This window comes from Absiella sp. AM29-15, assembly GCF_003434225.1.
Lineage (GTDB): Bacteria > Bacillota_I > Bacilli_A > Erysipelotrichales > Erysipelotrichaceae > Hoskinsella > Hoskinsella hominis.
Map to the genome: position 1 here is coordinate 34,601 of NZ_QVFL01000010.1, position 15,338 is coordinate 49,938.

General features: G+C 37.3%; 14 protein-coding genes. All 14 read left to right on the forward strand.

Annotated elements, in window-relative coordinates:
• Window positions 1-11 precede the first annotated feature (11 nt).
• The 14 genes from DW761_RS11160 (at window position 12) to DW761_RS11230 (ending at window position 15,266) form a co-directional block, all read left to right on the forward strand.
• Complete coding sequence (locus tag DW761_RS11160; protein ID WP_117518149.1) at window positions 12-1,103, forward strand: AI-2E family transporter; 1,092 nt, start codon at window positions 12-14, stop codon at window positions 1,101-1,103.
• Window positions 1,104-1,168: 65 nt separating this feature from the next.
• Entirely contained in the window at window positions 1,169-1,741 is a 573-nt protein-coding gene (locus DW761_RS11165; protein WP_117518151.1) for a peptidoglycan DD-metalloendopeptidase family protein, read from the forward strand.
• A complete protein-coding gene (locus tag DW761_RS11170; protein WP_117518153.1) occupies window positions 1,722-2,468 on the forward strand; it encodes a site-2 protease family protein in 747 nt (248 codons plus the stop codon). Before DW761_RS11165 ends, DW761_RS11170 begins: the two co-directional genes overlap by 20 nt.
• A gap of 53 nt (window positions 2,469-2,521) precedes the next feature.
• On the forward strand, window positions 2,522-3,481 hold the full coding sequence (locus tag DW761_RS11175; RefSeq protein WP_117452426.1) for a metal ABC transporter substrate-binding protein: 960 nt from the start codon (window positions 2,522-2,524) through the stop codon (window positions 3,479-3,481).
• Between the two features lie 93 nt (window positions 3,482-3,574).
• Window positions 3,575-6,160: a DNA polymerase I gene (gene polA / locus DW761_RS11180; RefSeq protein WP_117518155.1), complete on the forward strand. Its 2,586-nt coding sequence runs from the start codon at window positions 3,575-3,577 to the stop codon at window positions 6,158-6,160.
• Entirely contained in the window at window positions 6,160-6,987 is an 828-nt protein-coding gene (gene mutM / locus DW761_RS11185) for a DNA-formamidopyrimidine glycosylase (RefSeq protein WP_117518158.1), read from the forward strand. Before polA ends, mutM begins: the two co-directional genes overlap by 1 nt.
• On the forward strand, window positions 6,969-7,565 hold the full coding sequence (gene coaE, locus DW761_RS11190; RefSeq protein ID WP_233513087.1) for a dephospho-CoA kinase: 597 nt from the start codon (window positions 6,969-6,971) through the stop codon (window positions 7,563-7,565). The genes mutM and coaE overlap by 19 nt, the downstream gene beginning before the upstream one ends.
• Window positions 7,566-7,576: 11 nt before the next feature.
• On the forward strand, window positions 7,577-8,773 hold the full coding sequence (locus DW761_RS11195) for a DnaD domain protein (RefSeq protein WP_117518160.1): 1,197 nt from the start codon (window positions 7,577-7,579) through the stop codon (window positions 8,771-8,773).
• Window positions 8,766-9,680 carry an ATP-binding protein gene (locus tag DW761_RS11200; protein ID WP_117518162.1) on the forward strand — a complete coding sequence of 305 codons (915 nt, stop codon included), beginning with the start codon at window positions 8,766-8,768 and terminating at the stop codon, window positions 9,678-9,680. The genes DW761_RS11195 and DW761_RS11200 overlap by 8 nt, the downstream gene beginning before the upstream one ends.
• Before the next feature lie 100 nt (window positions 9,681-9,780).
• Window positions 9,781-10,743 carry a 6-phosphofructokinase gene (gene pfkA / locus DW761_RS11205; protein ID WP_117452421.1) on the forward strand — a complete coding sequence of 321 codons (963 nt, stop codon included), beginning with the start codon at window positions 9,781-9,783 and terminating at the stop codon, window positions 10,741-10,743.
• A 55-nt stretch (window positions 10,744-10,798) separates the two neighbouring features.
• Window positions 10,799-12,220, forward strand: coding sequence for a pyruvate kinase (gene pyk, locus DW761_RS11210; RefSeq protein WP_117452420.1), 1,422 nt, complete (start codon window positions 10,799-10,801; stop codon window positions 12,218-12,220).
• Between the two features lie 153 nt (window positions 12,221-12,373).
• Entirely contained in the window at window positions 12,374-12,967 is a 594-nt protein-coding gene (locus tag DW761_RS21025) for a hypothetical protein (RefSeq protein WP_158553793.1), read from the forward strand.
• A 146-nt stretch (window positions 12,968-13,113) separates the two neighbouring features.
• Window positions 13,114-14,028, forward strand: coding sequence for an ROK family protein (locus tag DW761_RS11225; RefSeq protein ID WP_117518168.1), 915 nt, complete (start codon window positions 13,114-13,116; stop codon window positions 14,026-14,028).
• A complete protein-coding gene (locus DW761_RS11230) occupies window positions 14,025-15,266 on the forward strand; it encodes an aminopeptidase (protein ID WP_117518170.1) in 1,242 nt (413 codons plus the stop codon). Before DW761_RS11225 ends, DW761_RS11230 begins: the two co-directional genes overlap by 4 nt.
• Window positions 15,267-15,338: the final 72 nt, after the last annotated feature.

Consider the following 15,338-nt stretch of genomic DNA (forward strand, 5'->3'; position numbering starts at 1 on the left):
CTGGTGAATGGATGTTTAAGAAACTACTACAAAAATTTGACGACCATTGTTCCTTATACGTACTGTTAAAAATCATTGGTGTTCTGATGATTCTTTATCTGTTGATACGTACCCAAAGCGTATGGGGAAGCTGGGCTTCGATGCTTGTTTCTATCATGACTCCGTTTGTGACTGGCTTTGTGATTGCGTATATCATGAGCCCGCTGGTGGAATTTTTGAAAAAGAAAGGAATACCGAAAAACTTTTCAATATTAGCCATCTGGGTCTTATTGATCATATTAATTATCGTATTGATCGTGATGCTGATACCAGCACTGTATACAAAAGTGAATTCCTTTATTATGAGTATTATAGAAGGGGTACAGTGGATCAGTAATAAAATCAAAGAAGTTGGAAACTTTAAAGATTTTTCGGTTGTGAATTCTATTCAGGATAGTATTATCAAACTATTGGAGGGCTATGATGACTGGCTGCCACAGCTGCTTGGCAATCTGCCAAACTGGATGACGATGGTATTGGATTACTTAACGAATATCCTGTTTACGATCATTATCGCAATTTATATGATGTTTGATTTTAAACGTATTAAGAACTACATAAAAAAAGGCATTCGTTTCTTCTTCCCTCATTGTGATCATTATCTTACCAAGATGGATGAGGATGTGTATGTATATATCAAATCTTTGATTATACTGGTATTTATCCGATTGATTGAATATTGCGCATTTTATTTTCTGGTGGGACATCCCGACTGGCTGATTATTGGTATCATATCTGCCCTTGGTACGATTGTTCCATATATTGGTGGAACGATTGCCAATGCCATTGGTTTATTGACAGGGTTGACCCTTCCAACACCAAATCTGATTGCGTTATTGATTGGTATTTTGATTTTAAGTAACGTGGATAACTATGTCATTTCCCCCATCGTACATGAAAAACGAAGCTCACTTGGACCATTGCTTACGATCTTTGTGATATTTGCAGGTGGTGTGATTTATGGACCAATTGGCATCATGTTGTCCGTACCGGTTACGATTATGATCAAAACAGGAATGGTGATTTATAAACAGGAACATAAAGAAGATATTGAGAATCCTTAAGAACAGGCTGCCTGTTCTTTTTTTTCGTATACAGGCATATGTTGTAGTAACGAGGAGGGAAGCTTGTGGATGATCTGCATAAAGTGAGAAGAAGAATTGCCCAGCGAAGAATTGGATTTGAAGAAGAGGAACATAGGAAGGGTCCGCATATATTTCGCTTTTTATATCATACAGTGATGTTGATGATGTTTGTATGTGTGGCGGTATTAGCGTTATTATTGAATGAGAAATTACATCTGGTTGAAATGCCTGCATTTATGAAAGAACTACATTTAGAAGAGCTGTCATCATGGTTGCCGTTAGAGGATTTTCTTGAGTTGAAAGATCAAAGTGTCAGCTCGCCTGTTTCTTATACCAAAGTGAAAGAAGATACGTATCGTAACGATTCCAATACGGTGAATAACCTGTATGATGGTGTGGTATTGCATATTCAGAAAATGGAAAATCAGGATGTCAGTATCGTGATGAAACAGGATAATGGAGTCGTGACCACATATGAAGGGGTAAAAGATGTCAGTGTCAAAGAAAATGAACGTATCTTAAAAGATAAGGTGTTAGGGACTTATCAAGATCAAATTATGATCAGCTTTATGAAAGATAATCGCAAGCTGGATATGCATGAAGCTACGCAAGATTAAGGTTTCCTGGTTATGGATACCTTTTCTTTTCTTGTGTGCATGGCTGCCGGTTTATAAAATACTGTGTTTTATCTTTTTGATCATGAGCATGCATGAAGGCGCACATGTATTCATCGCATATTTGTTTCATTATCCCATACGAAAAATCATTATATATCCATTTGGCCTATGTGCCATCATAGAATCCATTGGCTATCGAAGTGGCTTAAAGGATTTTTGTGTCCTTATCGCAGGCCCTCTAACACACCTTTTTGAACCGGTATTATTATATCTTTTTGTAGGTACCCATATCATTTCCTATACCTTTTACGAGTATTTATGTTTGATGAATGCTTCAATACTGGTTTTTAATATGCTGCCAATTTATCCTTTGGATGGTGGTCGGATATTGGAGTTATGTTTACAGCTTTTCTTTCGTTATGAAACAGCTGCCCGCTTGTTGCATGTGCTATCGATCATATGGCTGTTAATGTTAGGATACTTTCAGATACTACACGGCATCAGTGCCATGATGGTGATTGTCTTATTGGTTATGGAAAACATCATGGCATACTACACCATCAGATATCGTAAATTGGTATTCTATCGCTATCGCAGAAGTCATCCTGTTTCTTATCCTGTACGCATGAATAAAGGACATGATTTATATCGCTTTTCCTATAATGTGATGTATGTGCATGGCGCATGGATGGAGGAGGAAAAATGGCTGTCGATTTTTCGATTATGAGTAGGCGCATGAAAAAAATTATGATATAATTTAAAACAAGGAGGATGAAAGTTATGAAAAAACTTCAATCTTTTCTTGTCATCATGTTATGTGCGTTATTTCTTAGCGGATGCAGTGAAGAACACCCAAAGGTTGCCACAACCATTTATCCATTAACTTATCTTGTGGATCGTATCGCAGGCAATTATGTAGAGGTGGAAAACATCAGTACAGATACATTGGTACAACGTGCACAACTGAAAGAAGATTATAAAAAAACATTAAAAAACAGCGATATTTTGTTTTATATTGGTGGATTAGAACCATATATGGATATTTATTATGATGATATCCGTTCCACAAAAGTAAATATGGTCAATCTGGAAACAAAGAGTGCCGTATATAAATTTGAACGTTATACAACGACAACCATCAACGGTATTACCACAGGGGTGGAAGCACCTTATTATGATGGGGATGCGTTCAAAATGCTGGATTTATATGATTCTGACCCAATGCTTTGGATGGATCCAGTCGCTATGACTTCTATGGCACATGATATTTGTACATCTTTGAGTAACCAATATCCGGAATATAAAAAAATATTTCAGTCTAATTATAAAAAACTGGAAGTAGATCTGGCACGTTTGGATGCGGATTATCAAAAGATACCGGAAGAACATATGCAGATTTCTTTTGTGTCCATGACGCCAAGCTTTGGTATTTGGCAGAAATCCTATGGTGTCAATGTATATCCTGTATGTTTAAGTAAATATGGGGCATTGCCTACCAAAGATCAGTTAGAAGCAATCAAGAGCCGTATTCGTGCAGATAAAGTACGTTATATGGTGCTGGAACAAAATTTACCAGAAGACATGGCCAAGTTACAGCAGCAGCTGATTGATGAATTAGGATTAACACCTATCAATATGAGCAATCTGTCCAGTATCAGTGAATCAGATCAGAAAGCTACCAAAGATTATCTTACAATTATGTATGAAAATCTGAAAATGCTGGAAAATATGGCTTCATAAAGGTCGCAAGACCTTTTCTTTTTGATTTATGTGTAAAGTACGCGTGATTTATTGAAAACTGTGGTAAAATAAAGTACAAATGGAGGTTATTTTATGAAAAATCTATTATTAATTGACGGAAATTCCATGTTGTTTCGTGCTTACTATGCGACATTATATGGAAGAATGATGAAAACCAGCAATGGGATTCCTACCAATGCGGTATATGGTTTTATCACCATGATCAATAAAGCATTGGATATGGTAAAACCAGATGCAGTATTTGTGGCATGGGATGCTGGAAAACCAACCTTCCGTCATGAAACATATACAGAATATAAAGGAACAAGAAAACAACTGGATCAGGAATTGATCGTACAGTTTCCAATTGCCCGTGAATACTTAGATAGTTATGGTATCACTCGTTATGAATGTGAAGGTATTGAGGCAGATGATATCATAGGCTCACTTGCGAAAAAATATCCGGATGTAAATATCCATATCCTTTCCAGTGATCGTGACTTATTACAGCTGATTGATCCTACCACAGATGTTTATCTGATGAAAAAAGGAATCACGGAAATGGAAGTCATGAACGAAGAAAAATTAATGGAAACCATGGGCATTAAGCCATGTCAGATCATTGATCTAAAAGCGTTGATGGGAGATAGTGCAGATAATATTCCAGGTGTTAAGGGAATTGGTGAAAAAACAGCATTAAAACTGTTGAATGAATATGAAACAGTAGATAATGTATATGAACACATTGATGAAATCAAAGGCAAGTTGAAAGAAAAACTGGTAACCGATAAAGAAAAAGCATTTTTATCAAAATATCTTGCGACAATCAAAACGGATGCGGATATTCCATTCACTATTGATGAAATCGCAATGCCACAACCAGGCGATACTCTGCATGATTTTTATGTGAAATATGAAATGAACAGCTTTGCGAAAGCTACTATGAATACCGATAAAGTAGAAAAACATAGTACACGGGAAGTTGTACATACCATTAGTAAAGATTTATTATGCGATGATTCCGTTGTCTATGCGGATGTCGACAATGAAGCCTATTATGATGCACAATTATATGGCTTTGCCATTGGAAATGAAACGAAAAACGAATACATCACCTTATCGGATGCTTTACAGGATGAAGCTTTCTTACAATATATCAAAGAAGATAATCACATGGCAGTCTATGATGCAAAGAATTTCTATCATACCTGTCATAAAAATAATATCCCATGTGGCAATATTGCATTTGATATCATGATTGCGGCATTTTTAGTAGATGGAACGATTTCAGATTATGATAAGCTGCAGGAGAAATATAACTTTGATCGCAGCATTCGTAAAGAAGATGTATATGGCAAACGTGGCAAACCAAAACTGGTTGATGAGCAACAGCAACAAAACTATGCGCTGATGCAGGTAGATGATCTATCAGATCTAATAAAGCCGTTAAAAGATGAATTGAATAAAATGGAAATGATGGATCTGTTTATGAATATTGAAATGCCATTAACACGTGTGTTATATGCGATGGAAAAAGAAGGCGTTTATACAAGTTTGCAAACATTAGATGAAATCGCTGCGGCAACCGCAAAGAAAATTGATGATTTAAGCAGACAGATTTATGAAATGGCAGGTATGGAATTTAATATCAATTCCCCAAAACAGCTGGCAGTCATCTTATATGATGAATTAGGCTTAAAAGCCGGCAAGAAACGCAGTACTGCCGCAGATGTATTAGAGAAACTGATTCATGTACATCCCATCATTCCATTACTGCTGGAGCATCGTAAATATCAGAAAATTTATAGTACCTATGCAGTTGGATTGAGTAAACATATCCAAAGCGATGGGAAAATCCATACGATTTTTAATCAGATACAGACCCAGACAGGGCGTTTATCCAGTAGTGAACCAAATCTTCAAAACATCAGTGTCCGTGATGAAGAAGGCAAAGAAATACGTAAAGCATTTGTGGCCAGTCCCAATCATGTATTGCTAAGTGCGGACTATTCACAAATCGAATTAAGAATGTTAGCACATATGGCAAATGAGGAACAGATGATTGATGCCTTTAATCATGGTATTGATATTCATACCAAAACAGCCATGCAGATTTTTGATGTTGACCATGATGCGGTAACTTCCAACATGCGAAGAAGCGCAAAAACAGTTAATTTTGGTATCGTGTATGGACAAAGTGATTTCGGCTTAAGTGAACAGCTGGGTATATCCAGAAAAGAAGCACACAGCTTTATTGAAAAATACTTTGCGTCTTATCCAGCCATCAAAACCTTTATGGATGCGACAATTGCCTATTGTGAAGAAAATGGCTATGTAAAAACCATCTTTAATCGAAGAAGATATATTCCAGAGATCAGCGATAAGAATTATATGATGCGTGAATTTGGAAAACGTGCTGCTATGAATGCTCCTATTCAGGGAAGTGCCGCTGATTTGATCAAGATGGCAATGATTTCTATTTATGACACCATGCAGAAACGGGGCGTGAAATCACGCATGATTTTACAGATTCATGATGAATTGATCTTTGATGTATGTGAGGATGAAATCGAATTAATGAAAGAACTGGTAGAAGATGGTATGCAGAATATCATGAAGCTGAAGGTTCCTTTGATTGCGGAAGCAAGCATAGGCAAGAACTGGTATGAGGCAAAATAATGCCAGAACTTCCTGAAGTAGAAACCGTTCTTCGTACCTTAGAGCATCAGTTGAATCATCCCGTTATTGAAAATGTAGAAGTCTATTGGACACGTATCATCGCCTATCCTGATGTTGATACTTTTATAAAACAAATCAAAGGCAGAAAAATACTGGCATATGAACGCTATGGAAAGTTTCTTATCTTCGATTTAGATGATATGGTATGGATCGTTCATTTGCGTATGGAAGGTAAATTCTATGTACAACGACCATCTGAGGCATACGATAAACATACGCATGTGATATTTACCTTAGATGATGGGCGGCAATTACGATATCATGATACACGTAAATTCGGCAGAATGTGGCTGTATCCCAAAACAGATGAGCAACGATATCCCTGTTTTGAGAAATTTGGCTATGATGTATTTGATGAACGATTAACCTCAGATTATCTGTATCACCGCCTGCATCATAAAAAAACAGCGTTAAAAGCCGTTTTGTTAGATCAAAGTATTATGTGTGGTATTGGTAATATCTATGCGGATGAAATATGTTTTGCGATGGAGATGCATCCAGAAACTATGATCAATCATTTGCGTAAAAAAGATTTTGAAGAATTGATCTATCAGACAAGAAGAATCATGAATGGTGCCATCCGTTCAGGTGGAACAACCATTCGTTCCTATACATCCTCCTTAGGGGTGGATGGAAGATTTCAGTTGAAACTGAAAGTACATGCGAAAAAAGGAGAAAAGTGCAGTGTCTGTGGTACGGAAATCAAAAAGATCCAGGTCGCACAGCGAGGAACGTGCTACTGTCCTGTATGTCAGAAAAGGAAATGAAAAAGATTGGCTTAACAGGTGTGATGGGCGCTGGAAAATCCAGTGTAATTGAAATACTGAAAGAAGCAGATGTTACTGTATTAGATTGTGATGCCATTAACGCCGACTTATTAAAAAAAGGAAACAAAGGATATCAAAGACTGGTAGAAGTATTCTCTGATGATATTTTAAATGAACAAAAAGAATTAGATAAACAGAAAATGAGTGATCTGATATTCTCAGATCCGATAAAGAAAAAACAAGCGGAGGGTATTTTGCATCCTTTGATCAAAGAAGAAATCTCTAACTGTCTAGGTACATTAAAAAATCAAAAGCTGGCAGTTGTAGAAGTACCATTACTATTTGAGGTACATTGGGAAAGCTTCTTTGATGAAATATGGGTTGTGGCAGCAGAACGCGATATCATCTTACAGCGCTTGATGATGTATCGCCATGTATCCCAAAAAGAGGCAATCAGACGATTAGATGCCCAGATGTCCCAAGAAGAAAAGATTAAAAAAAGTGATGTCGTATTCTGGAATAATGGAGATAAAAAAGCTTTGAAACAGCAGATTCATGATATACTGAATAAAGAATAGAGGTGGTTTGGATGCTGATGAAGGAAGATAAATGCAAAATAGAAATCTGTGGGGAAATCAGCAATGAAACACTTGCATCATTTACCATGCTGTATGCCCCCCTTATCAAACAGGATGCAGTTACTCTGTATCAGACCCTGCTTGCCATCGGCACCCGCCATGCGAAAATAAAAAACCATTTGTTAATTGCCAATATCACTGGCTTAAGCATGGAGGTCATAGAAAAAAACAGACGCATTCTAGAACAGTATCTGTTAATGAAAACCTATTATGACGCCTTACATAATGCTTATATCTATCAGGTGTTCATGCCTAAAAAAGGCAGTGAATTTTTGCGTCATGAAGTATTTGGTAGACTATATATGAAAGAAATGGGGAAACAGGTCTATGAATTCAATAAACTCTGTTTTGCCCCAGCTATCGAGGATAAAAAAGGCTATCAGGAAATTACGATTCCTTTTGAAAACGTATTAAAAGAAGATTGGGAGGATAGTCAAGAAGAACTGTTTAAAAAGATGAAACCAAAGCAGGATATCTTAACCCAAAACGATATCCCACTCAGCTTTAATTTTGATCGGTTCTTAACTGGATATTCTACAATGATATTCCCTTTAAAAGCAAGAAGTGGAGAAAATCTCCATGCCATAGGGGAGCTTGCGACCATTCATGGCATATCAGAAATGGAAATGCGCAAGCTGGTTTCCCAATGTATCGATTTAAAAAAGGGGCGGTTAAATTTGGAAGCGTTAAAGAAAAAATGCCGAAATGCCAAACCTGTCTATGAAGAAAAGCAACAAGATCCTTATGGACTACCACCAGTTATTTTCTTACAAAAGAAACAACGCGGTGTAAAAGTTAGTCATGCTGACAAGTTTTTGATTGAGAATTTGATTACAGATTTCAAGATGAAACCAGAAGTTGTGAATGTATTGATAGAATATGTATTAGAAACCACCAATCAGCGTTTTACCAGAAACTATGTAGAAAAAGTAGCTGGTGTATGGGTGCGCTTAGGTATAGATACCAAAGAAAAAGCATTGGCGCAGATAGAAGAAGAAAAGCAAAAAGGAAAACCGAAACCAAATGTCGAAAAGAAACAGCTGCCTGCATGGTATCATGATCAGGACAGTGTACAAAGCAATCAACAAGTGGATGAGGAAGCATTAGAAAAAATGTTGAAAGAACTGGAAGGTGAGCAGCATGGATAAAATCAGTTTTCATTATGAATTAAGCGAAGAACAAAAAGTAAAAAAGAAACAGCTGGTAGAAAAGCTGCTGGCTCATCCTTACGTAAAAGAATGGCTGAAAAAGCAACAATTAGATGAACACTTTGTGGAAGAACACAGTGGTAAATTCTCTGACTGGGTAAAGGTCAAAGAAAAATGTGAGCATTGTGAAGGACTGATGTTTTGTCGTCAGCCACAAAAAGGTGCTTATCTTGATTTGTATGTAGATGGTTTCTTACAAAATCGCTTAACACATTGTGCATATGTAATACAAAGAGAAGAACAGTTTGCTCATAAAAAATACTATCGCCAGGCAGATATGAATGAAGAAATGCTGCTTGTGAATATTGCACGTCTGGATTTAAAAAAAGAAAGTGCGGATTACAAAGCAGTCGTCATGTCGATTACCCAGAATCTGATGGATGAAACAAATGACAAAGGGGTATACTTATGGGGAAAACCAGGTGTGGGAAAAACTTATCTTGCAGCTGGTATGACCAATTTCTATACAAGAAGAAATGTGCCATGTGCATTTGTCCATGTGCCAAAGCTTATTTCAGATTTAAAACTGATGTTTCAAGATCCAGAAGGCATGGAACGAAAATTAAATATGTTAAAACGCATAGATGTTCTAGTATTAGATGATATCGGTGGAGAAAGTATCACCAGCTGGAGTCGTGATGATATCTTATTAACGATATTGGAAGCCAGAATGCAGGCAAAAAAGAAAACCATCTTTACAAGTAATTATTCTATGAAGGATTTAAAAGAACGTCTGCGTGTGACAACGAACAAATCATCCGAGCCGATTGCCGCAGAGCGATTAATGGAAAGAATTAAAGCGTTATCAGATGAAATATTCGTCAAAGGAGAAACGCGAAGATTCTAACTTGTACATAAATCGTAAATAAATACACGTAAAACGTAAAGAAATGCTAGTCAAAATTGTAAGAAAATGGTATTATAAAGAAGTGAATGGAGGAATTATTATGGTAAAGCGTATTGGTATTCTGACATCTGGTGGAGATGCACCGGGAATGAATGCTGCCATTCGTGCCGTCACAAGGGTTGCATTAAATAGTGGAATTGAAGTTTTCGGTATCTATGATGGATACAAGGGAATGGTAGAAGGCTATATAGAACCTTTGACGAAGGCCTCCGTTGGTGAAATCATTGACCGTGGCGGGACTATATTAGGATCTGCACGTTTGCCGGAGTTCAAGGATATTGAAGTTCGTAAAAAAGCTGTATCCCAGCTGAAGAAACGTGGAATCGAGGCAGTTGTTGTAATTGGTGGAGACGGATCTTATCGTGGTGCACTGGCCTTAACGGAAATGGGCATCAACTGTATCGGTCTGCCTGGCACGATCGACAATGATATCACATGTACTGATTTTACAATCGGTTTTGATACTGCACTTACGACTATCGTAGAAGCTGTCGATAAACTGAGAGATACCTCCAGTTCGCATCACCGCTGTTCTATTGTAGAAGTAATGGGAAACCGTTGTGGTGATTTGGCAATATGGGCAGGCATTGCCTGTGGTGCTGAAATCGTTATTACTTCTTCCACTGGCTTTGAGGAAGGCGAAGTGCTGGAGAGATTGCGTGATTTTGATTTGATCAAAAAGAAACGTCATGCAATTGTGGTAATTTCTGAAAAAATCACAGACGTACACCAGTTTGCGAAAAAGGTTAGTCTGAATACTGGATTCTCTGGTAGAGCCACGGTATTAGGCCACGTACAGCGTGGTGGATCACCGACACCAAGTGATCGAGTATTGGCAAGCCGCATGGGTGAAAAAGCTGTTGATTTATTGATGCAGGGCATTGGTGGACAATGTGTAAGCATCAAAGACAACCAGATTATATCAGTTCCTATTGAAGAAGCATTAAGTATGCCTAGAGAGTCACGTAAACGACTGCTTAACTTATTTGAAAGACTGGTTTAATCAGAAACAAAAAAAATTACAAACACGTAGGTAATTAGGAAAGGAAATTGAATTTATGCTGCAAAAAAGAAAAACAAAAATCATCTGTACCATTGGTCCAGCTTCTGAAAGCAAAGAAATGATGACCAAGCTGGTAAACAACGGAATGAACATCATCCGTTTAAACTTCTCTCATGGAGATTATGAAGAACATGGAAATCGTATTAAAACGATTCGTGAAGTTGTAAAAGAAACAGGAAAAAGTGTTGCGATTTTACTTGATACAAAAGGCCCAGAAGTACGTTTAGGTGACTTCGCTAATGGATCAGAAACTTATGAAAAAGGTGAAATCGTAAAAATCGTTCGTGAAAAAATCGAAGGAACACACGAAAAATTCCACATCCAGTGTCCAGAAATCTTTGACGATTTACAGGTTGATGGAACTATCCTGATTGATGATGGTAAATGCCGTTTAACAGTAATCGATAAAAAAGACGGTGAATTAACATGCCGTATTGAAAATCCTCATACATTAAAGAGCAAAAAAGGATGTAACCTGCCAGGCGTTAAATTAAGTATGCCATTCATCTCAGAAAAAGATGATGCAGATATCCGTTTCGGTTGTAAAATGGGTGTTGATTACATCGCTGCATCTTTCACAAGAAGAAAAGATGATGTATTAGCTATCCGTCAGATTTTAAAAGAAGAAGGAAGAGAAGATATTCAGATTATTCCAAAGATTGAAAACCAAGAAGGTTTCGATAATTTGGAAGAAATCCTTGAAGTTGCTGATGGTGTTATGGTTGCACGTGGTGACTTGGGAGTTGACGTATCTCTTGAATTAGTTCCTATTTATCAGAAGAAGATTATCAAGACTGCAAATGCATTAGGTAAACCAGTTGTAACTGCAACTCACATGTTGGAAAGTATGCAGGGCAACCCTAGACCTACACGTGCAGAAGCAAGTGATGTTGCGAATGCAATCCTTGATGGAACAGATGCAATCATGTTATCTGGTGAATCAGCAGCTGGTTTATATCCAGTAGAAGCTGTTCAGACAATGGATAAGATTGCAAAAGCTATGGAACCAGAAATTCCTTATGCAGTACGTTTAAAGAATGCAATCAAGACTAGCCAAAGAACAAAGAATGATGCAATCGCTATCTCTGTAGCGGATACTGCAATGGCACTTGATGTTGCTGCTGTTATCGCATTTACACAGAGTGGAACAACTGCAAGAAGAATCTCTAAATTCCGTCCAGAAGCACCAATCATCGCTGTTACTTTTGATGAAAAGACACAGCGTTCATTAGCTGCAAACTGGGGTGTTACAACTGTTCTTTCTGAAGTAACAAACAACCAGAACAATGAATGTGAATTGGCTCGTGCCATCGCAAAAGATATGGGAATCAAAGTTGGTGAAACTATCATCATCGTTGCTGGATATCCTGTAGGATGCGGTGCTACAAACACAATGAAGATCATTGAAGTAAAATAATCAAAACAGATTTTATGAAAGCATAGCAGAAACGCTATGCTTTTTTTGTCAGAATTGAACACTTTTATATGCGGATATCCAAATTTTTTTTAATATCTAGACAGTAGCTATAAGAAATGATAAACTACTTGAAAAGAGAAATGAGGATGGACAATGAAGAAAAAGCTATCAGATCATTTATTTACAATGGTTGCAGTTGCGATTATCCTTTTTGCAGGGATTACCTATCTGAAACCGGAAGTACAGGAAAAAAAGCCTGGCTATGCTTTTCTGGATACCTTGGGAGAAACAAGGAACAGTTTAACACCACGTCTTGATCGAGAAGGACCTGTAGAAGAAATCAAACCAAAAGAAATAACCCCAGCCGAGTTGGAAGAGCGGATTGCGGCTAGTGAAAAAAAAGAAGAAAAAGTGGAACAGAAACAGGAGCAGCCAAAAGAAGAAGTAAAAAAAGAAGATAAGAAAGAAGATAAAAAAGAAGAAAAGACAAAAACAAAACAAGAAGAAAAAACAGTGGTAAAAGAAGAAGTAACGGTTCCAAAAGAAGAAGTTGTCGTCATGAGCAATACACAATATATTGGAAACAGTGGACAGGTATTTATGACTTATGAAGAAGCGGAAAGCTATGCGAAAAAAGAAGCAGAAGAATGTCCGGATACCATAAGCAGTTATCAAATCGTTCCATCATGGGAGCATCCAATTGATGGAAACCGTCAGTTTACTGTTGATTTTGTCTATCAATCATAGCATTTTCTGTATGATTATGGTGGGAAAACAAAAACGTTTGTGATATCTTGTTTTATTTTTCTAAAATCGTTCATATTAAGTGGGAAAATACACATAAAAGTGGTAAAATATTGATATACATTGATTTTAAAGGAGGAGTTTTTTTTATGAAAACGTATATTGGAGTAGACCTAGGTGGTACAAATGTCCGTGTAGCAAAAGTTGATGAAGAAGGTAATATTTTACAGATTGTAAAAGAACCTACAGAAGTTGCACAAGGAACAGAGCATGTGATTAATAAAATCATTTCTATGATTGAAAAAATTGATGGCTATGCTGATTGTGAAGGAATCGGTATGGGTGTTCCAGGACCAGTGAATACCATTGAAGGAAAAATGGTTTTAGCTACCAACCTTCCAGGATTTGAAGGCTTCCCAATCGCAAAAACAATCAGTGATCATTTCCATATGCCAACATTCGTTGACAATGATGTAAATGTTGCTGGTATGGGTGAAGCTATGCTTGGTGCCGGAAAAGGTCTGCCTGTAGTATATTATGTAACCATCTCTACTGGTATTGGTGGCACATTGGTTGTAAATCAGCGTGTAGTTGCTGGTAAAAATGGTCACGCAGGTGAAGTAGCAAATATCATCATTGACCGTAACCGTGAAAAAGTAAATTACTTAAATGTAGGCGCAGTAGAAAATGAAGCTAGTGGAACTGCAATCACAAGAAAAGGAAAAGCAATCTTTGGCGATGACAAGATCAGACATGCAGGTGATGTTTTTGATTTAGCAAGAGAAGGTAATGAAAAAGCATTGAAACTTTGTGATGAAGTTGCTTATGATTTAGCGGTTATGTTCTCAGCTATCGCACATGTTGTTGACCCATATGTATTCGTTGTTGGTGGAGGCGTTATGAAGGGTAAAGATGTATTCTTCGATAAGATGGAAGCTTACTATCGTACAATGATTCATAAAGGTATGCAGACAGTAGAATTCAAAGAAGCACAGTTGGAAGAACCAGGTATTGTTGGTGCAGCGATGCTGCCTAGATCTTATGTTGACAAGGAGAACATATGATTGACCAAAAAAGATTAGAGAAATATGCAGAGCTTGCTATCGTAAAGGGTGTCAATCTTCAAAAAGATCAGACACTGATGATCAACGCAAGCATTGATGCAGTAGATATGGCACGTGCATGTGTAAAAGCAGCTTATGCACATGGCGCAAAACAGGTAATTGTAACCTATGTAGATGATTATAATATCAGAGAAGATTATATACACCAAAGTGAAGAAACATTAAGCAATGTTCATGCATGGCAGGTAGATAGTAAGCTGGATTATTTTAAAGAAGGTGGATGCATCCTGCATATCATCAGTGATATTCCAGGCATTATGAAAGATGTGCCAGCTGATAAAATCAGTAAACGTCGTATGGCAATGGCTTCAGCAAGTAAAGAAGTACGCGCATATACCAATGCCAATAAGGCACAATGGAGCATTGTCGCAGTACCAAATCCTGAATGGGCAGCCCTTGTATTCCCTGAATTTGAAGATGTGGATGCAGCTGTAGAAGAATTATGGGAACGCATTTTATCCTGTGTACACGTTCGTGAGGATAATGATCCAATCGAAGAATGGACAGAATTAAATGAAAGTTTCCAAAAACGTGTGAAGATTTTAAATGATCACAATTTCAAAGAACTGCATTTCACAAATTCTTTAGGTACAGATTTACATGTAGGGCTTGTGAAAGGTCATATCTGGGCTGGTGGAAATGATGTTACAATTGAAACAAATATTCCATTTAATCCTAATATGCCAACCGAAGAAATCTTTACCACACCATCACGCAGTGGGGTATATGGTAAAGTTGTTGCTAGTAAACCTTTAGATTATAATGGTACACTGGTAAAAGATTTCTGGCTGACATTTGAAGATGGTGTCGTAAAAGATTTTGATGCAAAAGAGGGAAAAGATGCTCTAGCAAGCCTTGTTCATTTTGATGAAGGCAGCAATCGTCTAGGTGAAGTAGCACTTGTTCCTTATGAATCACCAATCTCACAAAGCGGTATTTTATTCTATAACACTTTATTTGATGAAAATGCAAGCTGCCATCTGGCACTTGGAAGTGCTTATCCAGGCAATATTGAACATGGAACAGATATGAGTGAAGAAGAATTACTGGCAGCAGATGTCAATCAGTCATTAACGCATGTGGACTTCATGTTTGGTAATGAAGATATGAAAGTCATCGGTATCAAAGAAGATGGCATAAAGGTAACTGTCTTTGAGAATGGAAACTTTGTATTTTAGACTAACGTATATGCGTTAGTCTTTTTTTGGATATTGCATATAAAATTGTAAGAAAACAGCAATCTGATGATA

Coding starts and splice junctions, on each gene's coding strand:
- DW761_RS11160 (WP_117518149.1), top strand. CDS start 12: ATGTTTAAGAAACTACTACAAAAATTTGACGACCATTGTTCCTTATAC.
- DW761_RS11170 (WP_117518153.1), top strand. CDS start 1,722: ATGAAGCTACGCAAGATTAAGGTTTCCTGGTTATGGATACCTTTTCTT.
- DW761_RS11175 (WP_117452426.1), top strand. CDS start 2,522: ATGAAAAAACTTCAATCTTTTCTTGTCATCATGTTATGTGCGTTATTT.
- polA (WP_117518155.1), top strand. CDS start 3,575: ATGAAAAATCTATTATTAATTGACGGAAATTCCATGTTGTTTCGTGCT.
- mutM (WP_117518158.1), top strand. CDS start 6,160: ATGCCAGAACTTCCTGAAGTAGAAACCGTTCTTCGTACCTTAGAGCAT.
- coaE (WP_233513087.1), top strand. CDS start 6,969: ATGTCAGAAAAGGAAATGAAAAAGATTGGCTTAACAGGTGTGATGGGC.
- DW761_RS11195 (WP_117518160.1), top strand. CDS start 7,577: ATGCTGATGAAGGAAGATAAATGCAAAATAGAAATCTGTGGGGAAATC.
- DW761_RS11200 (WP_117518162.1), top strand. CDS start 8,766: ATGGATAAAATCAGTTTTCATTATGAATTAAGCGAAGAACAAAAAGTA.
- pfkA (WP_117452421.1), top strand. CDS start 9,781: ATGGTAAAGCGTATTGGTATTCTGACATCTGGTGGAGATGCACCGGGA.
- pyk (WP_117452420.1), top strand. CDS start 10,799: ATGCTGCAAAAAAGAAAAACAAAAATCATCTGTACCATTGGTCCAGCT.
- DW761_RS21025 (WP_158553793.1), top strand. CDS start 12,374: ATGAAGAAAAAGCTATCAGATCATTTATTTACAATGGTTGCAGTTGCG.
- DW761_RS11225 (WP_117518168.1), top strand. CDS start 13,114: ATGAAAACGTATATTGGAGTAGACCTAGGTGGTACAAATGTCCGTGTA.
- DW761_RS11230 (WP_117518170.1), top strand. CDS start 14,025: ATGATTGACCAAAAAAGATTAGAGAAATATGCAGAGCTTGCTATCGTA.